This window comes from Burkholderia sp. CCA53, assembly GCF_001685525.1.
GTDB lineage: Bacteria > Pseudomonadota > Gammaproteobacteria > Burkholderiales > Burkholderiaceae > Burkholderia > Burkholderia multivorans.
In genome coordinates this window covers 2,208,861-2,228,267 of the sequence record NZ_BDDJ01000001.1, presented here as the reverse complement: position 1 = coordinate 2,228,267, position 19,407 = coordinate 2,208,861, and the positions used below count along the sequence as shown (strand labels likewise).

20 protein-coding genes are annotated in these 19,407 nt (G+C 68.7%); 10 read left to right on the top strand and 10 right to left on the bottom strand.

The annotated features are described in order from the left end of the window. Positions 1–168: 168 nt before the first annotated feature. A complete protein-coding gene (locus BCR55_RS10370) occupies positions 169–1,083 on the top strand; it encodes a sterol desaturase family protein (RefSeq protein ID WP_065494529.1) in 915 nt (304 codons plus the stop codon). A gap of 87 nt (positions 1,084–1,170) precedes the next feature. Beyond that, on the top strand, positions 1,171–2,298 hold the full coding sequence (locus BCR55_RS10365) for an SGNH/GDSL hydrolase family protein (protein WP_006406487.1): 1,128 nt from the start codon (positions 1,171–1,173) through the stop codon (positions 2,296–2,298). Positions 2,299–2,415: 117 nt separating this feature from the next. Here BCR55_RS10365 and BCR55_RS10360 read toward each other — a convergent pair whose 3' ends face one another. From BCR55_RS10360 to pyk, 6 genes are all read right to left on the bottom strand, one after another. Further along, positions 2,416–3,444, bottom strand: coding sequence for an L-threonylcarbamoyladenylate synthase (locus tag BCR55_RS10360; RefSeq protein ID WP_006406488.1), 1,029 nt, complete (start codon positions 3,442–3,444; stop codon positions 2,416–2,418). Positions 3,445–3,455: 11 nt separating this feature from the next. Beyond that, positions 3,456–4,652, bottom strand: a complete 1,197-nt coding sequence (locus tag BCR55_RS10355) for a 5-(carboxyamino)imidazole ribonucleotide synthase (RefSeq protein WP_065494528.1) — start codon at positions 4,650–4,652, stop codon at positions 3,456–3,458. 85 nt (positions 4,653–4,737) lie between these two features. Continuing rightward, on the bottom strand, positions 4,738–5,259 hold the full coding sequence (gene purE / locus BCR55_RS10350) for a 5-(carboxyamino)imidazole ribonucleotide mutase (protein ID WP_006413303.1): 522 nt from the start codon (positions 5,257–5,259) through the stop codon (positions 4,738–4,740). A 16-nt stretch (positions 5,260–5,275) separates the two neighbouring features. After that, the gene (locus tag BCR55_RS10345) at positions 5,276–6,166 is read right to left on the bottom strand and encodes a phosphoribosylaminoimidazolesuccinocarboxamide synthase (protein ID WP_006398410.1); all 891 of its coding nucleotides are present in this window, start codon (positions 6,164–6,166) and stop codon (positions 5,276–5,278) included. A gap of 218 nt (positions 6,167–6,384) precedes the next feature. After that, positions 6,385–7,449: a class II fructose-bisphosphate aldolase gene (gene fba / locus BCR55_RS10340; RefSeq protein WP_006398409.1), complete on the bottom strand. Its 1,065-nt coding sequence runs from the start codon at positions 7,447–7,449 to the stop codon at positions 6,385–6,387. Positions 7,450–7,748: 299 nt separating this feature from the next. Beyond that, on the bottom strand, positions 7,749–9,185 hold the full coding sequence (gene pyk, locus BCR55_RS10335) for a pyruvate kinase (RefSeq protein WP_006406491.1): 1,437 nt from the start codon (positions 9,183–9,185) through the stop codon (positions 7,749–7,751). Here pyk and BCR55_RS33765 point away from each other — a divergent pair. Next, positions 9,184–9,312, top strand: coding sequence for a hypothetical protein (locus tag BCR55_RS33765; RefSeq protein ID WP_254914405.1), 129 nt, complete (start codon positions 9,184–9,186; stop codon positions 9,310–9,312). The genes pyk and BCR55_RS33765 overlap by 2 nt on opposite strands. 157 nt (positions 9,313–9,469) lie before the next feature. Here BCR55_RS33765 and BCR55_RS10330 read toward each other — a convergent pair whose 3' ends face one another. The 3 genes from BCR55_RS10330 to BCR55_RS10320 all read right to left on the bottom strand — a co-directional run bounded on the left by BCR55_RS10330 (position 9,470) and on the right by BCR55_RS10320 (position 12,020). Continuing rightward, positions 9,470–10,666, bottom strand: a complete 1,197-nt coding sequence (locus BCR55_RS10330; protein ID WP_006406492.1) for a phosphoglycerate kinase — start codon at positions 10,664–10,666, stop codon at positions 9,470–9,472. A 278-nt stretch (positions 10,667–10,944) separates the two neighbouring features. Next, positions 10,945–11,268, bottom strand: a complete 324-nt coding sequence (locus tag BCR55_RS10325; RefSeq protein WP_006398405.1) for an AzlD domain-containing protein — start codon at positions 11,266–11,268, stop codon at positions 10,945–10,947. After that, complete coding sequence (locus BCR55_RS10320) at positions 11,265–12,020, bottom strand: AzlC family ABC transporter permease (RefSeq protein ID WP_006398404.1); 756 nt, start codon at positions 12,018–12,020, stop codon at positions 11,265–11,267. The genes BCR55_RS10325 and BCR55_RS10320 overlap by 4 nt, the downstream gene beginning before the upstream one ends. Before the next feature lie 191 nt (positions 12,021–12,211). Between BCR55_RS10320 and BCR55_RS10315 the strand changes: the two genes are divergently transcribed. The 6 genes from BCR55_RS10315 (at position 12,212) to BCR55_RS10290 (ending at position 16,776) form a co-directional block, all read left to right on the top strand. Then, on the top strand, positions 12,212–13,135 hold the full coding sequence (locus BCR55_RS10315; RefSeq protein ID WP_006398403.1) for a branched-chain amino acid transaminase: 924 nt from the start codon (positions 12,212–12,214) through the stop codon (positions 13,133–13,135). 50 nt (positions 13,136–13,185) lie between these two features. Then, positions 13,186–13,380 carry a zinc-finger domain-containing protein gene (locus BCR55_RS10310; protein WP_006398402.1) on the top strand — a complete coding sequence of 65 codons (195 nt, stop codon included), beginning with the start codon at positions 13,186–13,188 and terminating at the stop codon, positions 13,378–13,380. 139 nt (positions 13,381–13,519) lie between these two features. Continuing rightward, on the top strand, positions 13,520–14,557 hold the full coding sequence (gene waaF / locus BCR55_RS10305) for a lipopolysaccharide heptosyltransferase II (protein ID WP_053296876.1): 1,038 nt from the start codon (positions 13,520–13,522) through the stop codon (positions 14,555–14,557). A gap of 115 nt (positions 14,558–14,672) precedes the next feature. After that, positions 14,673–15,119 (top strand): nuclear transport factor 2 family protein, encoded by a 447-nt coding sequence (locus BCR55_RS10300; RefSeq protein WP_006398400.1) that lies wholly within the window; start codon positions 14,673–14,675, stop codon positions 15,117–15,119. Between the two features lie 27 nt (positions 15,120–15,146). Next, entirely contained in the window at positions 15,147–16,187 is a 1,041-nt protein-coding gene (locus tag BCR55_RS10295; RefSeq protein ID WP_065494527.1) for a hydrolase, read from the top strand. After that, positions 16,180–16,776, top strand: coding sequence for a DUF2946 family protein (locus BCR55_RS10290; protein WP_006406497.1), 597 nt, complete (start codon positions 16,180–16,182; stop codon positions 16,774–16,776). The genes BCR55_RS10295 and BCR55_RS10290 overlap by 8 nt, the downstream gene beginning before the upstream one ends. A gap of 88 nt (positions 16,777–16,864) precedes the next feature. Here BCR55_RS10290 and BCR55_RS10285 read toward each other — a convergent pair whose 3' ends face one another. Continuing rightward, positions 16,865–18,571, bottom strand: coding sequence for a M48 family metalloprotease (locus BCR55_RS10285; protein WP_065494526.1), 1,707 nt, complete (start codon positions 18,569–18,571; stop codon positions 16,865–16,867). A gap of 325 nt (positions 18,572–18,896) precedes the next feature. Between BCR55_RS10285 and moaC the strand changes: the two genes are divergently transcribed. Further along, positions 18,897–19,376 carry a cyclic pyranopterin monophosphate synthase MoaC gene (gene moaC, locus BCR55_RS10280; protein WP_065494525.1) on the top strand — a complete coding sequence of 160 codons (480 nt, stop codon included), beginning with the start codon at positions 18,897–18,899 and terminating at the stop codon, positions 19,374–19,376. Positions 19,377–19,407 lie beyond the last annotated feature (31 nt).

Below are 19,407 nucleotides of genomic sequence, written 5' to 3'. Positions count from 1 at the left end.
GCCCACGCCCGGCGCGGCTTCGGTGAAAACCCTATCCTCAGAGGGAACCCTCTACGCTGCCCTCTCGCCTAGCCGGTGGCGATTGCGTAGGCTGTTGGCCTGACCGATATCTACAACGGGCGACACGCCCGGCCTCACGGCTTGCAGGGGAAAGGAGGAGACACGCCCATGCGATTCGACGTCGAATGGCTTCTGCTCGCGCTGGCGCCCGTCTTCCTGCTCTGCATCGGCTGGGAGGCGTGGTACCTCGCACGCACGCGTCCGCAGGACCACGTGTACGCATGGCGCGACACGCTCTGCAATGCGGCGCTCGCGCTGATGCATCAGGGCGCCGACAAGCTCGCGTGGGTGTTCGTGATCCCCGTCTACGCGTACTGCTACGACCGCTATCGCCTGTTCACCTGGCACGACGGCTGGCTGTCGTTCGCGGTGCTGTTCGTCGCGCAGGACTTCCTCTACTACGTGTTTCATCGCGCGAGCCATCGCGTGCGCTGGCTGTGGGCCGCGCACGTCGTGCATCACTCGTCCGAGCGGATGAACTTCTCGACCGCGTTTCGCCAGAGCCTCATGTATCCGGTCGCCGGCATGTGGGTGTTCTGGCTGCCGCTCGCGGTGCTCGGCTTTCCGCCGCAGCAGATCGTCGGCATCGTGCTGATCAATCTCGCGTTCCAGTTCTTCGTGCACACGCAGGCGATCGGCAAGCTCGGCTGGCTCGAATACGTGTTCAACACACCGTCGATCCATCGCGCGCACCATGCGCGCAACGCGCGCTACATCGACCGCAATTACGCGGGCGTGCTCGTGATCTGGGATCGCCTGTTCGGCAGCTATGTCGACGAGGCGCCCGACGATCCGCCGCAGTACGGCATCGTCGAGCGGCTCGAGTCGAACAACCCGCTCGTCGCGACGTTTCACGAATGGCGCGCGATGGCGGCCGACGCACTGCGCGTCGAGGGATGGCGCAACAAACTGCGCGCGATCGTCGGCCCGCCCGAGTGGGCGAGCGCTTATCATGCGCAGATCGGCGACACGGCCGATCGCGATCCGCGCCGCGCACCGCTTGCCGGCGTACACAACGAATAATCCATTTCAGCCAACGGCCGTCGCGCAGCCCGAACCTGAGCGGGCATGCGCAAACATGCAAGGCCATATCTACGAGGAGATCGATCGATGCAAACACAACGAAACTTTCCGTCGCGCACCCGCCACCGTTTGCTGCGCGGCGCGCAGGTCGCGATCGCCGGCGCGGCGCTCGCGCTGCTCGCCGCCTGCGGCGGCGGCGACGACAACGGCGGCAGCGCGTCGAACACGCCGCCTTCCGGCGTGAAGATGCAGGTCGTCTCGTTCGGCGACAGCCTGTCCGACGTCGGCACCTACTCGCAGATCAAGCTCGGGTTCGGCGGCGGCCGCTTCACGACGAACCCCGGTCAGGTCTGGACGCAGAACGTCGCGCAGTACTACGGCGACACGCTGCAGCCGGCCAACCAGGGCGGCTTCGGCGTGCCGCTGCAGGCGACGGGCGGCCTCGGCTACGCGCAGGGCGGCTCGCGCGTCACGCAGCAGCCGGGCATCGGCCACGCCGCCGCGAGCGTGCCGAACGCCGACTACGCGCAGGCGACGACGACGCCGATCGCCGCGCAGATCCAGCAATACCTGCAGCAGCACGGCAGCTTCAACGCGAACCAGATCGTGCTGCTGAACGGCGGCGCGAACGACATCTTCTATCAGGTGGCCGCATTGCAGGCCGGCGCGATCACGCCGACGCAGCTGCAGCAGAACATCGGGCTCGCCGCGCAGCAGCTCGCGGGCCTCGTGCAGCAGATCGTCGCGGCCGGCGCGACGCACGTGTTCGTGTCGAACGTGCCCGACATCGGCGGCACGCCGCTCGCGCTCCAGGGCGGCACGCAGACGACGCTCACGCAGCTGTCGATGCTGTTCAACGGCACGCTCGCCGCGACGCTGCAGGCGCTGAAGGTCGACACGAGCAAGTACGTGCTGCTCGACACCTTCAAATGGCAGGACGGCATCCTCGCGGCGTATCAGGCGAACGGCTTCACGGTGTCGAACACCGATACGGCCTGCAACCTGAAGGCGATGGTGGCCGCGGCGACGCAGTACGGCGTGGCGGATCCGAGCGCATTCGGCTCGTCGCTGTTCTGCTCGCCGCAGACGTACACGGCGCCGAACGCCGACCAGACGTACATGTTCGCGGACACCGTCCATCCGACGACGCGCCTGCACGCGCTGTTCGCGCAGTACGTCGAGCAGCAGATCGCGGCATCGGGCGTCGGCAAGTAAGCGGCGCGCGATCGGTACGCTTCAACGAAAACCGCCCGACCGGTTCGCCGGTCGGGCGGTTTTTCATTGCGACGACGACAGGGCCGACGTGCGCGCACGGCACGCGGCCGGCCCGATTCAATCGCTCGCTTCGAACGCCGCGGCCGCGCGGCCGAGACGATCGTTGACCGCGATCCACTCGACCGTCTCGGGCAGCTTTTCGACGAGTATCCGCGCGACCTGCGCGCGATCGAGCGCGCGCAGCATCCCGTACAGATCGCGCGCATACGCTTGCGGATCTTCGGGGGCCGCGACGAAATGCACGCCGTCGGCCTGCGCCCAGCGCCCCGCGCGCGATGCGCGCGCGACCAGCGCGACGCGTTCGCCGTCGGCCTGCGCCGCCGCGAGCAGCGGCTCCAGCGCATCGAACGGCAGCAGCGCGAGCGGCGTGCGCGGCGCGTAGTGCGCCTTCAGCGTGCCCGACGCGCGCGGCGCAGTCGCGTCGCTGCCGTCCGGCAGCCGCGGCGCACGACCGAGCACGTCGGCGATCTGCTGCGGCGTCACGTGGCCCGGACGCAGCAGCGCCGGAAAGCCGCGCGACAGATCGAGAATCGTCGATTCGATCCCGACTTCGGACGCGCCGCCGTCGAGCACGTGCACCGTGTCGCCGAATTCGTCGCGCACGTGCTGCGCGGTCGTCGGGCTCACGTGACCGAACCGGTTCGCGGACGGCGCAGCCACCCCGCCGTGACCGCCGCGCCGCGCGCTGAACGCAGCGAGCAGCGCCTGCGCGACCGGATGCGACGGGCAGCGCAGCCCGACCGAGTCCTGGCCGCCGCTCACCGCGTCCGGAATGCGCGGATGGCGCTTCAGGATCAGCGTCAGCGGGCCCGGCCAGAATGCGTCGATCAGCTTCTGCGCATCGGCCGGCAGCTCGGCCGCCCAGTACGCGGGATCGCCGCCGGGCGGCAAGTGCACGATCACCGGATGGTTCGCGGGCCGCCCCTTCGCCGCGTAGATGCGCGCGACGGCGTCGGGGCTCGCCGCGTCGCCGCCGAGCCCGTAGACGGTTTCGGTCGGAAACGCGACGAGCTGCCCCGCATCGAGCAGCGCGGCCGCCGCGTCGATCTGCGCGGGCGTCACGGACTTCGGGAGATCGATGGACATCGGCCGGCGCCTCAGTCGAGCGGCACGCGCAGCAGCTGCGCGCACGCATGCGCGGCGGCGACCGCTTCGTCGCGCGTCGCGGCAGTGAAATTCACGTGGCCCATCTTGCGGCCGACGCGCGCCTCTTCCTTGCCGTACAGATGCAGATGCGCGGTCGGCATCGCGGCGACCGCGTCCCACGGCGGCGTGACGGCGTCGCTTGCCGCGCCTTGCGGAAACCAGACGTCGCCGAGAATGTTCAGCATCGCGGCCGGCGAATGCTGGCGCGGATTGCCGAGCGGCATGCGCGTCATTGCGCGCACCTGCTGCTCGAACTGGCTCGTTGCGCACGCATCGACCGTGTAGTGTCCGGAATTGTGCGGGCGCGGCGCCATCTCGTTCGCCACGAGCGAACCGTCTTCGAGCACGAAGAACTCGACGCACAGCACGCCGACGTAGCCGAGCGTATCGGCGATGCGCACCGCGGCCTGCTGCGCCTGCGCGACGAGCGCGTCGTCGGCGGCCGGCGCCGGCACGACGGTCAGCGCGAGAATGCCGTTGTGGTGCGCGTTCTGCGCGAGCGGGAACGCGGCCGAGCGGCCGTCGGCGCCGCGCGCGATCAGTGCGGACACCTCGTATTTCAGCGGCAGCCGCTTCTCGAGCACGCAGGGCACGCCGCCGAGCGACGCATACGCCTCGCGCGCTTCCTGCGCGGTGCGCACACGCACCTGGCCCTTGCCGTCGTAGCCGAGCCGCGCGGTCTTCAGAATGCCCGGCAGCACCGCGTCGAGCGCCGCATCGTCGAGCGCTGCGAGCGCGGCGGCCGATTCGATCGCGACGTGCGGCGCGACCGGCACGCCCGACGCCTCGATGAAGCGCTTTTCGGCGATCCGGTCCTGTGCGATCGCGACGCAACGGCCGGCAGGCGCGACGAACGTCGTGCGCGCGAGGAACTCGAGGCTCGCGGCCGGCACGTTCTCGAATTCGGTCGATACCGCGTCGCACAGCGCGGCCAGTTCGGTCAGCGCGGCCTCGTCGTCATACGCGGCGCGCAGGTGGCGATCGGCGACCGCGCCGGCGGGGCTCGCCGGATCGGGATCGAGCACGGCGACGCGGTAGCCCATCGACTGGGCGGCAAAACAGAACATGCGGCCGAGCTGGCCGCCGCCGACCATGCCCAGCCACGCGCCGGGCAGGATCGGGGAAACGGAATCAGGAGTTGCGGTCATGTCAGTGATCGATCGCGACGGGAAACGGGAAGCGCCCGCCGCACAGGGAAAATCCGGCGCGTGCCGTGCGGCGCGCGCCGTCCCGTCATTCGAGCGGCGGCAGCACCATCGCGTGCGCGGCTTCGTTCTGGCGCACGCGGAACGCCGCAAGCCGGTTCGCGTAGTCGACCGACGTGCCGGACAGGATCGACACCGCGAACAGCGCGGCATTCGCTGCGCCGGCCTCGCCGATCGCGAACGTCGCGACCGGCACGCCCTTCGGCATCTGCACGATCGAGTGCAGCGAATCGACGCCCTTCAGGTACTTGCTGGCGACCGGCACGCCGAGCACGGGCACCGTCGTCTTCGCCGCGAGCATGCCGGGCAGGTGCGCGGCGCCGCCGGCGCCCGCGATGATCGCGCGCAGGCCGCGCTCGCGCGCCTTCTCCGCATAGTCGAACATCTCGTCGGGCATCCGGTGCGCGGACACGACCTTCGCTTCGTACGGCACGCCGAATTCCTGCAGGATCGCTACCGCGTGCTTCATCACGTCCCAGTCGGAACTCGAACCCATCAGCACGCCGACGAGCGGCGCGCTGTGCGTGTGGGCGGTCTGGACTTCGCTCATTTCGTGCATTCCCCCGTCAGGCGAGCGGCTGGCCCGTGATGCGCTCGAGCGCTTCCTGGTACTTCGCGGCCGTCTTCTCGACGACGTCGGCCGGCAGCGCCGGCGCCGGTGCGGTCTTGCCCCACGGCTGCGCCTCGAGCCAGTCACGCACGAACTGCTTGTCGAACGACGGCGGGTTCGTGCCAACCTGATACTGGTCGGCCGGCCAGAAGCGCGACGAGTCGGCCGTCAGCACTTCGTCCATCAGATACAGCTTGCCGTGGTTGTCGAGGCCGAATTCGAACTTCGTGTCGGCGATGATGATGCCGCGCGTGGCCGCATAGTCGGCCGCTTCCTTGTACAGCTTGATCGAGATGTCGCGGATCGTCGCGGCGAGCTCGGTGCCGATGCGGCGCTCGGTTTCCTCGAACGTGATGTTCTCGTCGTGTTCGCCCATCTCGGCCTTGGCCGCGGGCGTGAAGATCGGCTCGGGCAGCTTCTGCGCATTCTGCAGACCGGCCGGCAGCTGCACGCCGCACACGGCGCCCGTCGCCTGGTATTCCTTCCAGCCGCTGCCGGCCAGATAGCCGCGCACGACCGCTTCGATCAGGATCGGCTCGAGACGCTTGACGACCACGGCGCGGCCCTTCACCTGCTCGACCTCGTCCGCCGCGACGACGGCTTCGGGTGCGTCGCCGGTCAGGTGGTTCGGCACGATGTGCGCGAGCTTGTCGAACCAGAAGTTCGCCATCTGGTTCAGCACGCGGCCCTTGTTCGGAATCGGCTCGCCCATGATCACGTCGAATGCCGACAGACGATCGGTCGTGACGATCAGGAGCTTGTCGTTGCCGACCGCATAGTTGTCGCGGACCTTGCCGCGACCGAGGAGCGGCAGCGAGCGGAGCGTGGATTCGTAAAGGGTAGACATCGTCTCTTCGCAGATAAGGAGCCAAACAAAAAGGGAAACGCCGTTCCCCGCGGCTGGCGGGAACGGCGGCCTTGCGATACGTCGGCGAACCGGCGGGCGGCTGCGCCCGCGCGGTTGCCGGCCGGCCCTCGTTCGGCCGGACGGAACGGCCGCCGCCGGAATCGCTCCGGCCGGGCGGCCCGCCCCTGCCTTGCGGCGGGGCAAATCGTACTACAGTCTCAGCGCACGACCTGCGCGAGCTCGCCGGACTTGTACTTCTCGGCGATCTTCTCGAGCGGCACCGGCTTGATCTTCGCGGCCTGGCCTTCGCAGCCGAACGCGAGGTAGCGGTCGACGCAGACCTTCTTTGCCGCTTCGCGCGCGGGCTTCAGATAGTCGCGCGGGTCGAACTTCGACGGGTTCTCGAACATGTAGCGGCGGATCGCGCCGGTGATCGCGAGACGCAGGTCGGTGTCGATGTTGACCTTGCGCACGCCGTGCTTGATGCCTTCCTGGATTTCCTCGACCGGCACGCCGTAGGTTTCCTTCATGTCGCCGCCGAATTCGCGGATCTCGGCGAGCAGTTCCTGCGGCACCGACGACGAACCGTGCATCACGAGGTGCGTGTTCGGAATGCGTGCGTGGATTTCCTTGATGCGCTGAATCGACAGGATGTCGCCCGTCGGCTTCTTCGTGAACTTGTACGCGCCGTGCGACGTACCGATCGCGATCGCGAGCGCGTCGCACTGCGTCAGCTTCACGAAGTCGGCGGCCTGCTCCGGATCGGTCAGCAGCTGCTCGCGCGTCATCGTGCCTTCCGCGCCGTGGCCGTCTTCCTTGTCGCCCTTCATCGTCTCGAGCGAGCCGAGCACGCCGAGTTCCGCTTCGACCGTCACGCCGATCGAGTGCGCCATCTCGACGACCTTGCGCGACACGTCGACGTTGTACTCGTACGAGGCGACGGTCTTGCCGTCCGCTTCGAGCGAACCGTCCATCATCACGCTCGTGAAGCCGCTGCGGATCGCGGCCATGCAGACCGCCGGCGACTGGCCGTGATCCTGGTGCATCACGACCGGGATGTGCGGATACGACTCGACAGCCGCTTCGATCAGGTGGCGCAGGAACGGCTCGCCCGCATACTTCCGCGCGCCGGCCGATGCCTGCATGATCACGGGCGCGCCGACCTGGTCCGCGGCCGCCATGATCGCCTGGACCTGCTCCAGGTTGTTCACGTTGAAGGCCGGCAGGCCGTAGCCGTGCTCTGCCGCGTGGTCCAGCAATTGACGCATTGATACGAGAGGCATTGTGGAACTCCTTGGAATGAAAACCGGTGCGCCCTGACGCCTGCGCGGCGCGCGCCGGTCGGACCGGGCGGCTCGGCGCGGCTGAGCGTCGAATAGCCGCATTTTATCGCGAAGCGCCCCGGAATCCGACCGCGCGGCGCCCGCGCCTCGCAATTTGTTACGTTCGCATCGCACAATCGGCACAAAAATAAGAAAAAAGCCGCGCAGGGCCTGCACCCCGCGCGGCTTTTACCGAGCAAAAACGGTGCCCGATCGAATCGGGCCGCCGGCCGCCCGGCCGGCGCGTCTTCCGCGACGGCTCAATAGTGCTCGCCGACGCGCACGATCTTCAGCGTGTTGGTTCCGCCCGCCTGCCCCATCGGCTCGCCGACGGTCAACACGACCATGTCGCCGTGCGCGACGTAGCCGCGCTTGACGATCGTCTCGAGCGCCGCCTGCAGCGCGCTGTCGCGGTCGCTGTTGAAGTCGACGTGGAGCGGCGTCACGTTGCGGAACAGCGCCATCGCGCGCTCGCTGCCGACGCGCGGCGTCAGCGCGAAGATCGGCACGTGCGTGTAGTGACGCGACATCCACAGCGCGGTCGCGCCCGATTCGGTCAGCGCAACGATCGCCTTCGCACCGAGGTGGTAGGCCGTAAACAGTGCGCCCATCGCGATCGACTGGTCGATGCGCGTGAACGTGCGGTCGAGGAAATCCTTGTCGAGCTCGATCTGCTCGGACTTTTCCGCTTCGACGCAGACGGCTGCCATCGCCTCGATCGTCTGCACCGGATACTTGCCGGCGGCCGTCTCGGCCGACAGCATCACCGCGTCGGTGCCGTCGAGCACCGCGTTCGCGACGTCGGACACTTCCGCGCGCGTCGGCACCGGGGCGTGGATCATCGATTCCATCATCTGCGTCGCGGTGATCACGAGCTTGTTCGACTCGCGCGCCATCCGGATCATGCGTTTCTGCAGCGCAGGCACGGCCGCGTTGCCCACTTCGACCGCGAGGTCGCCGCGCGCGACCATGATGCCGTCCGACGCGTCGAGGATGCTTTGCAGCGCCGGAATCGCTTCCGCGCGCTCGATCTTCGCGATCATCTTCGGCTTGATGCCGTACGGCGCACCCGCGATGTTCGCGAGCTGGCGCGCCATTTCCATGTCGGTCGCGTTCTTCGGGAACGACACCGCGACCAGATCCGCGCCGAGCGACATCGCGGTGCGGATGTCCTCCATGTCCTTCGCCGTCAGCGCCGGTGCCGACAGCCCGCCGCCCTGGCGGTTGATCCCCTTGTTGTTCGACAGCTCGCCGCCCACCTTGACGATCGTGTGGATCTCGTCGCCGAGCACGCGCTCGACGGTCAGCACGATCAGCCCGTCGTTCAGCAGCAGCAGGTCGCCGGGCTTCAGGTCGCGCGGCAGTTCCTTGTAGTCGAGGCCGACGCGGTCGTCGTTGCCCAGTTCGCAGGCCGCGTCGAGGATGAAGGGCTGGCCCGGCGTCAGCGTCGTCTTGCCGTTCTCGAACTTGCCGACGCGGATCTTCGGCCCCTGGAGATCGGCCATGATCGCGATCTCGCGGCCGACCTTGCGGGCGGCCTCGCGCACCATTTCGGCGCGCTGGCGGTGATCATCGGCCGTGCCGTGCGAAAAATTGAGCCGCACGACGTCGAGGCCCGCCTGCATCATCTGCAGCAGAATCTCCGGCGAACTGGAAGCCGGGCCGATCGTGGCGACTATCTTGGTGGCGCGCTGCATGAAACTCCTCATCTGGATCAAGGTGGATGCGCTGGGTGAAACGCTGCGAGAGCCGGATGCGGCAGGCCCAGCGGCGGCCGCTCCGGGGGGCGTGCCGGTGCTTGGGCCCGGCATCGCTTTGTTCTGAATCTCGTGGTGCTGCACGGCCGCGTCGCCGGCGGCCGCCGCTGCGCGCGGGGCGGGGTTCGCCCGCGCGGGCGCGCGTTTGCGCTTGCCCGCGCAGGCCGCCAGCTCCGCTTTCGCGGAGCGCGCGGCCTTCGTCGCCCCTGCGCGCGCCGCCACGCTCAGGCCGCCCGCGTTTCGAGCACTTCCACTGCCGGCAGCTTCTTCCCTTCGAGGAACTCGAGGAAGGCGCCGCCGCCCGTCGAGATGTAGCTGACCTGGTCGTGGATGCCGTACTTCGCGATGGCCGCGAGCGTGTCGCCGCCGCCTGCGATCGAGAACGCGGACGACTTCGCGATCGCTTCGGCAAGCGTCTTCGTGCCGTTGCCGAACTGGTCGAACTCGAACACGCCGACCGGCCCGTTCCAGACGATCGTGCCGGCCTTCTCGAGCTGGCTCGCGAGCGCCTTTGCCGTGTCCGGGCCGATGTCGAGGATCATGTCGTCGGCTTCGATGTCGGCGACGGGCTTCACGGTCGCTGCGGCCGTCGGCGAGAATTCCTTCGCGGTCACGACGTCGGTCGGGATCGGCACCGACGCGCCGCGCTTGCGCGCTTCGTCGATGATCGCCTTCGCCTCGTCGACGAGATCCGGTTCGGCGAGCGACTTGCCGATCGACAGGCCGGCCGCGAGCATGAACGTATTCGCGATCCCGCCGCCGACGATCAGCTGATCGACCTTTTCGGCCAGCGACTTCAGGATCGTCAGCTTGGTCGACACCTTCGAACCCGCGACGATCGCGACGAGCGGCCGCGCCGGATTGCCGAGCGCCTTGCCGAGCGCGTCGAGTTCCGCAGCAAGCAGCGGGCCCGCGCACGCAACCGGCGCGTATTTCGCGATCCCGTGCGTGGTGGCCTCCGCGCGGTGCGCGGTGCCGAACGCGTCGTTCACGTACACGTCGCAGAGCTTCGCCATTTTTTGCGCGAGCTCGTCCGAATTCTTCTTCTCGCCCTTGTTGACGCGGCAGTTCTCGAGCAGCACGACCTCGCCCGGCGCGACGTTCACGCCGTTCTCGACCCAGTTCGCGACGAGCGGCACGTCGCGGCCGAGCAGCTCGGACAGGCGCTTCGCGACCGGCGCGAGCGAGTCTTCCGGCTTGAACTCGCCTTCGGTCGGACGGCCGAGGTGCGACGTGACCATCACCGCCGCGCCGGCCTCGAGCGCCGCCTTGATGGCCGGCACCGAGGCGCGCACGCGCGTGTCTTCGGTGATGTTGCCGTGATCGTCCTGCGGGACGTTCAGGTCGGCGCGGATGAACACACGCTTGCCGGCGAGCTGGCCGGCGGCGATCAGGTCGGTAAGACGCTTGACTTGGCTCATGTTGGACTGATTGAAGTAGTGGATGGGGAAAGGGGTACGCCGGACGTGCGCGGGCTGCCGCGAAAGGGCGCCGGATGCGGCCGTGGCTGGCGGCTCCGCATGACGCGCACGGGTAAAAAATCTCGAACGGGCATTCTAGCCGATCCACCCCGCACACTGGCTCGTGCGGCGGCGAATTCCGCCTATTTGGGATCGCGTGCCGCGACACGCGCGATACTGCGCTGCATCATAGATAGCAGCGGCCGCCGTTGCGACGCCGCCACCCCGCCGGGCGGCCCTCAGACGACGAGCCGCAGCACCGTGAACACGACCATGCCGACGACGATCGTACCCAGCATGCTGCGCCGCCAGAGGAACCAGCCGAGGCCGGCGAGCGCCGCGTAGAACGGATGATTCGACAGCGCGAACGACAGGCCGGCCGGCGTTTCGAGCACGTCGGGCAGCACGACCGCGACGAGTGCGGCGGCCGGCGCATAGCGCAGCGCGCGCTGCGCGCGTTCGGGCAGGACGGTGCGCTCGCCGCCGATCAGGAACAGCGCGCGCGTGACGGCCGTGACGATCGTCATCCCGACGATCACGATCCAGATTTCCGCCGCGCTCATTCGACCTCCTCGTTGCGCACCGTCTCGGTGCGGATGCGGCGCCAGTCGGCGCGCTCGACGAACCAGTCGGCCGTGCAGCCGGCCGCGAGCGCGGCGAGCACCGCGATGGGCAAGGCGAGCCGGTACGGCAGGTCGAACGCGACGAGCGACACGATGCCGGCGACGGCGACCGCCGCGAGCGTCGAGCGGTTCGCGACCGCCGACACCATGATCGGAATCAGCGCGAGCGTGCCGGCGAGTTCGAGCCCCCAGCTGGCGGGGAAGAAGCTCGCGAGCAGGATGCCGGCGAGCGACGACACCTGCCACGACACCCAGCTCGCGAGCGCCATCCCCCAGAAGTACGCTTCCTTGCCCGGCACGTGGCCGTTCGCGAAGCCCTGCTTCTGGAACAGCAGATAGATCACGTCGCCGTTGAAATAGCCGATCGCGAGACGGCGCCACAGCGGCAGATAGGAAAAATGGGGAGCGAGACCGGCGCTGAAGATCACGAAGCGCATGTTGACCATCGCGGCGGTGAGCAGCACCGTCCAGATCGGCAGCTTCGCGGCGAGCAGCGGCAGCACGGCGAGTTGCGACGAGCCCGCGTAGACGAGCAGCGACATCGCGCTCGCCTGCCCGAGCGTCATGACCGACTGGCTCATCGCGATGCCGGTGACGAGCCCCCAGGACAGGATCGCCATCAGCGTCGGGGAATAGTCGCGCGCACCCTGGATCAGGGCGAAGCGGTCGGTCGGGGACAATCGAGCGAGCATGGAAAGCGGCCGCGGCGGGCAGTTCGTCGGACCCCGGCGCCTCCTGCCGGCACGGCCCGTCGTTATTGGAATCGGTGCCGGACGATTATAGCGCCGCACCTGCGCCGACCGACCGGCCCGCCCCCAAATGACGCTAAAATAAGCGTCTTTCCGGCTCAACGCTGCACACAACCGCATCCCAGGAGAATCCTATGTCAATGGCCGACCGCGACGGCAAGATCTGGATGGACGGCAAGCTGATCGACTGGCGCGACGCCACGATCCACGTTCTGACCCACACGCTGCACTACGGCATGGGCGTCTTCGAGGGCGTGCGCGCATACAAGACGGCCGACGGCAGCACCGCGATCTTCCGTCTGCCCGAGCACACGAAACGTCTGCTGAATTCCGCGAAGATCTTCCAGATGGACGTGCCGTTCGACCAGGAAACGCTGGAAGCCGCGCAGCGCGAAGTCGTGCGCGAGAACAAGCTCGAGTCGTGCTACCTGCGCCCGATCATCTGGGTCGGCTCGGAAAAGCTCGGCGTGTCGGCGAAGGGCAACACGATCCACGTCGCGATCGCCGCCTGGCCGTGGGGCGCCTACCTCGGCGAGGACGGCCTCGCGAAGGGCATCCGCGTGAAGACGTCGTCGTTCACGCGCCATCACGTGAACGTGTCGATGGTGCGCGCGAAGGCGTCCGGCTGGTACGTGAACTCGATCCTCGCGAACCAGGAAGCGACGGCCGACGGCTACGACGAAGCGCTGCTGCTCGACGTCGACGGCTACGTGTCCGAAGGCTCCGGCGAGAACTTCTTCCTCGTGAACCGCGGCAAGCTGTACACGCCCGATCTGTCGTCGTGCCTCGACGGCATCACGCGCGACACGATCATCACGCTCGCGAAGGACGCCGGCATCGAAGTCATCGAGAAGCGCATCACGCGCGACGAGGTGTATACGGCCGACGAAGCGTTCTTCACCGGCACGGCCGCCGAAGTCACGCCGATCCGCGAACTCGACAACCGCACGATCGGCAGCGGCGCGCGCGGCCCCGTCACCGAAAAGCTGCAATCGGCGTTTTTCGATATCGTGTCGGGCAAGAACGCGAAGTACGCGCACTGGCTGACCAAGGTCTGAGCGCGCACGCCCCGACCGCCCCACCAAGAAGAGTGACAAGAGAAAGTCTCATGAGTGAAATCAAGGAAATGCCGCTGGTCGAGCTGGCGGCGAAGGACCTCCCCGCCTACTGCCCGAATCCCGCCATGACGCGCTGGAACGCCCATCCGCGCGTGTTCATCGACGTGTCGCACGGCGAAGCGCGCTGCCCGTACTGCGGCACGCGCTACAAGCTGCGCGACGGCGAGGTGGTCAAGGGCCACTGAGCGCATCGGGCCTGCGGGCCCGCGCTATCCACGAGGCGGCGCAGCCGGGCTTGTTCCGGCACGCCGCCGTTTCCCTATCTGGCAACCCGAACGCGGCGCTCGCGCGGCGCGTTTCATTACGACATCGGAAATCGACCTGATGCGTCGAGCGCTGGTTATCGCACCGAACTGGATCGGTGACGCATTGATGGCGCAGCCGCTCTTTGCGCTGCTGAAGAAACTCCATCCCCGCATCGCGATCGATGCCGTCGCGCCCACCTGGGTCGCGCCGGTGCTCGAACGGATGCCCGAGATCCACGATGTCTACGCGACCGATCTCGCGCACGGCAAGCTGCAGCTGCTGCGCCGCTGGCAGCTCGCGAGCGATCTGCGCGACGTCGGCTACGACGCCGCCTACGTGCTGCCGAATTCGCTGAAATCGGCGGTGATTCCGTGGCTCGCGAACATTCCGCTGCGCATCGGCTACACGGGCGAGCACCGCTACGGGCTCTTGAACGTGCGTCACGCGAACCCCGACAAGTCCGCCGAACGGCCGCCGATGACGACGCACTACGCGGCGCTCGCGTACGTGCCGGGCGCGAAGCTGCCCGAGTCGATGAAGACGCTGCCGCCGCCGCGCCTCGACGCGGACCTGAACGAGACGGCGCGCGTCTCCGCGCGCTTCAATCTCGATACGCGCAAGCCGCTCGTCGTGTTCTGCCCGGGCGCGGAATACGGGCCGGCCAAGCGCTGGCCGCCCGAGCATTTCGCGACGCTCGCGACGATCGTCCACCAGTCGTTCCCGTATACCCAGATCGTCGCGCTCGGCTCGCAGAAGGACGCGGCGGCCGCGCAGGCGATCGCCGATCACGCGCCGAACGTGCGCAATCTCTGCGGGCAGACCTCGCTCTCCGAGGCGTGCGCGCTGATCGCACGCGCGAATGCCGTCGTCACGAACGATTCGGGGCTGATGCACGTCGCCGCCGCGCTGCGCCGGCCGCTCGTCGCGGTGTACGGGTCGACCGATCCGCGCCACACTCCTCCGCTGTCGGACCTGGCGAAGGTACAATGGCTGCATCTCGAATGCAGTCCCTGTTTCGAGCGCGAGTGCCCGCTCGGCCACCTGAATTGTCTGCGCGAACTCGGCCCCGAACAGGTATTCGGCGATTTGCGCGGCATGCTCGTCGGGCAGCGCTGACCTTGACCGGCGGCGTCGCACGGCGCGCCGGGCAATCCGATTCACCGGTGCGCGGCGGCCCCACCCGGGCTGCCGCGCTGAATACGGCGCGCGACGCGCGCGAGAGATAACCCCGATGCCACGTTTTGCCCGCCTTTTCGAAGCCGCCGCCGATACGCTCAACGCCTACTACCAGGCCGTCGCCGATGCCAATCTCGACGCGCTGCTGGCGTTGTGGATCGACGAGGATTTCGCCAGCTGCGTGTGGGCCGACGGCGAGCATCTGCATGGGCTCGACCAGATCCGCAGCGGGCTCGGCACGCGGCTCGCGACGCGTCCGGTGACGATCGAGCCGCTCGACATCCGCGTCTACGACAGCCTCGGCACGGTCGTCTACACGATCGCCGAAGCGCATCAGCAGGCCGATCTGACGGCCGATCCCGACATGGTTTTCGCGACGTACGTGATGATTCACGAACGCGGCGAGTGGCGCATCGCGCATATCCACGCGAGCCCGATTCCCGAGCAGGCGGCCGGGCAGTTCGCCGCCAAGATCCGTCACGGGCAGGGCCCGCTGCACTGACGAATAAACGAAGAACGCGGGGCGATCATGAGTACGGCTTTACCGCCCACATCGCCGCTGACCGGGCCGCAGGCCCCCGACGACGACAAACTGCTGCGCTATCGCGCACCGCGCTGGCTGCCGAACAGCCACGTGCAGACGATCGTGCCTGCGCTGTTCGCGCGCCGGCCGGTCGTCGCGTACCGGCGCGAGCGCTGGGAAACGCCCGATCACGATTTCATCGACCTCGACTGGGTCGCGCATCTCGATAGCGCCGCGCCGCCGCCGGACGCGCCGCTGTTCGTGCTGTTCCACGGCCTCGAAGGCAGCTCGGGCTCCCATTACGCGCTCGCGATGATGGCCGCCGCCCGCGCGAAGGGCTGGCACGGCGTCGTGCCGCACTTTCGCAGCTGCAGCGGCGAACTGAACCGGCAGCCACGCTTCTATCATCTCGCCGACAGCGCCGAAGTCGACTGGATCCTGCGCCGGCTCGCCGCGCAGCATCGCGGGCCGATCGTCGCGGCCGGCGTGTCGCTCGGCGGCAACGTGCTGCTGCGCTGGCTCGGCGAGCATCGCAGCGACACGTCGATCGTACGGGCCGCCGCCGCGATCTCGACGCCGATCGACGTGCATGCGGGCGGCCGCGCGCTGTCGCAGGGCTTCGCGATGGTGTACACGCGCAGCTTCCTGAAGACGCTGAAACGCAAGGCGCTCATGAAGCTCGAGCAGTATCCGGGGCTGTTCGACCGCGACGCGATGCTGCGCGCGGTGACGATGTACGACTTCGACGAGGTCGTGACCGCGCCGCTGCACGGTTTCGCGAATGCGAACGACTACTGGACGCAGGCGACCACGCGCCCGCTGCTGCCCGCGATCGACGTGCCGACGCTGATTCTCAATGCGCGCAACGATCCTTTCCTGCCCGAATCGGCGCTGCCGGGCCCGGCCGACGTGTCGCCGGCCGTCGAGCTCGACCAGCCCGCGCACGGCGGCCACGCGGGATTCATGACCGGTCCGTTCCCCGGCCGCCTCGACTGGCTGTCGGCGCGCGTGTTCGGCTATTGCTCCAAATTCGTCGACCATGGATGACATCGTCAAGCAGGCGCTCGCGAAATGGCCGAACGTGCCGCACTGCACGGGCTGGCTGCTGCTCGACCGGCGCGGCACGTGGCGGCTGCGCGACGAGGCCGCGCAGGCTGCCGGCGAACTCGGTTCGCCGATCCGCCATGCCGCGCTGATCGCTTTCATCGGACGCAACTACGAGTGCGACGCGCACGGCCAGTGGTTTTTCCAGAACGGGCCGCAGCGCGTGTACGTCGAGCTCGCGTATACGCCGTGGATCGTGCGGCTCGCCGAGCGCGACGGACAGCTGTCGCTGACCGATCACACCGGCGCGCCGTTCGAGCCCGACGAGGCATGGCTCGACGATGCGGGCGGCGTGCTGTTCGTCGAAGCCGGCACGCGGCCGCGCGTCGCCGCGCTGCACGACCACGACCTCGCGCTGTTCGCCGATCGCGCGGACCTCGACGCGACGCCACCCGTGCTGCGCTGGCGCGACGCTCGGCTGCTGCCGCTCGGGCAGATCGCGGGCACCGACGTGCCGGCTCGGTTCGGCTTCGTCACGAGCCCGGCCCGACGCGCGAGCGAAGCCGGCAACGCGGGCGAGGCCGGGCGCTGAGCGCGATCGTCGCTGCGTTCGTCGTCGCGTTCATCAGCGCGGCCGGCGTTCGCGGCGCGTACATCGCGCACGCGCTCGCCGCTAACCGCTAGCCGCGCCCGTTCTTGTCGTCTTCGCGCTCTTCCTTGTAGCGCGCCTCGAATTCCAGCAGTCGCGCGCCGATGATCGACTGGTCGTAGAACGACACGTCCTTCGCATCGCGCGCCTCCTTCAACTGGCGAATCGCCGACGGCCACGCGCCGTCCAGCGCGAGCTTCTCCGCCAGCGCGCGGCGCCGCGCGAGCACGTCGCCCATGCCGTCGCTCGCCTTCGCAAGATAGTCCCACCAGTCCGGCTGATCGGGATCGGCGCTCGCCTGCGCCCGCGCGAGCGTCTGCGCCTCGGCAAAGCGGCGCGCGGCGATCAGCGTCTGCAGATGCACGACGATCGCCGCGTGCGACGCGGGCCAGCGCCGCTGCGCGAGCGCCGCGAGCCGCACCGCGTCGTCGGTACGCCCCGCCCGTCGCGCGATGTCGGCGGCCAGCACGTCGAGGCTCGGCGAGCCCGTGGCCGGATCGCCGTCGCGGCGCTCGCGCGCATCGAACGCTGCGCGCGCGGTGGCGAGCGCGCGGTCCGCCGCGTCGTACTGTCCGAGCAGCGCGTTCGCCAGCGCGATGCCGTACGCGTTCGCCGCGACGTTCGGCGCGGTGCGATCGTCGATCTCGAGCTGCATCCGCCGCGCTTCGGCCGCGATATCGTTCGGCGCACGGTTCTGCAGGATCCGCAGCCGCGCGCGCACGAAACCGTATTCCGGCGACTGACGCGGCTGACGGTACGGCGCGCGCCGCGCGCGATCGTCCATGTCGGCGATCCGCTCGACCGTCAGCGGGTGCGTCCGCGCGTAGGCCGGTACGCCGGCGTCGCCCATCGACGCACGTTCGAGGCGTTCGAAGAACCCCGGCATCCCGTACGGGTCGTAACCGGCGCCCGCCAGCAGCTGGAAGCCGACGCGGTCGGCTTCGCGCTCGGCCGTCCGCGAAAAGCGCAGCTGATTGTCGACCGCGAATGCCTGTCCGCCCATCGCGATCGCGCTGCCGAGATCGCCGCTGCGCGCGAGCACGCCGGCCAGCACGCCGAGCAGCATCGTCGCGAGCGCCGTGTAGCCGGTTTTCTCGTTCGCGCCGATCATGCGCGCGATGTGCCGCTGCAGCACGTGCCCCATCTCGTGACCGATCACCGACGCGAGCTCCGATTCCGTCTGCGTCGCGACGACGAGCCCGCTGTTGATGCCGATGAAGCCGCCCGGCATCGAGAACGCGTTGATCTGAGGATCGCGCACGGCGAACAGGTCGAAGTCCGGCGCATAGCCGCCGATGTACCGCGCGGAAGCCGCGGCCGCCAGACGTTTTGCCACCGCATTCAGGTAGTCGCGGGCGAGCCAGTCGTCGAGATAGTCGGGGTCGCGCCGCACGTCGCGCATCACGCGCTCGCCGAGCTTGCGCTCGGCCTGCGGCGTCAGCGCGCCGCCGGATCCGTCGCCGAGATCGGGCAACTCGAACGCCCGAAGCGGCGCGCGCAGGCTGGCGGCGGGTGCGGACGCATCGTCGGCGATGCCCGTTGCGCCCGAAAAACGGCTCTCCGCGCCGCCGTACGTGCCGAACACCCCGGTCGCGATGCCCGGCGGCACGGTCGAGATCGACGGCGAAGCGGCGTTGGCCGATTCGAGCGGCGCCGGCGTCGTACGCTGCGCGAAGCTGTTCGCCGGCAGCGCGAGCGCAGCCGACAACGACACGGCAAGCAACTGTTTGACACGCATGGCAGGATGGAGCGACGCCGCCCGCGCGCCGGGCGCGCATCGCGGCGTTTGGTCTGATCTGAATATCGTGGCCATTGTACCGGCGCGAACGCGACTGTCCTGCGCCGCGCACGCGCGATCTGCACGCGCGCCGGCGCGAACGCCGCTGCTATGATAGGCGCCCGTTGAAACCCTGCGCGAGATCGCGGCGCGCGCTGCCGCAGGCGCTCCGCCGTGCATGCGCGCCGGAACGCCGAGCGGCGGCCGCGTCCCGCATACCGGTCGAGCGCAACGCATCAGGATCGACACACGTCCGCGTGCGGACGACGATCGACAGGAGCATCACATGTCTGGACTCACCCATTTCGATGCCGACGGCCACGCGCACATGGTGGACGTCGGCGGCAAGCAGGAAACGCAGCGGATCGCGGTCGCGCGCGGCACGATCCGGATGCTGCCGGCCACCTTCGAGTTGATCCGCGACGGCAAGGCGAAGAAAGGCGACGTGCTCGGCGTGGCGCGTATCGCCGCGATCCAAGGCGCAAAGCGCACCGCGGATCTGATTCCGCTCTGTCATCCGCTCGCGCTGACGCGCGTCGCCGTCGATTTCGAACTCGACGACGCGCTGCCGGGCGTGCATTGCATCGCGCAGGTGGAAACGCTCGGCCGCACGGGCGTCGAGATGGAAGCGCTGACCGCGGTGCAAGTCGGGCTGCTGACCGTCTACGACATGTGCAAGGCCGTCGATCGCGGGATGGTGATCGGCGATGTCAGTGTCACCGAGAAGCGCGGCGGTAAGTCGGGCGATTGGAAGGCGCAGGCGTGATCCATCGTTCCATCGCGGCGCCGTCGGCGTT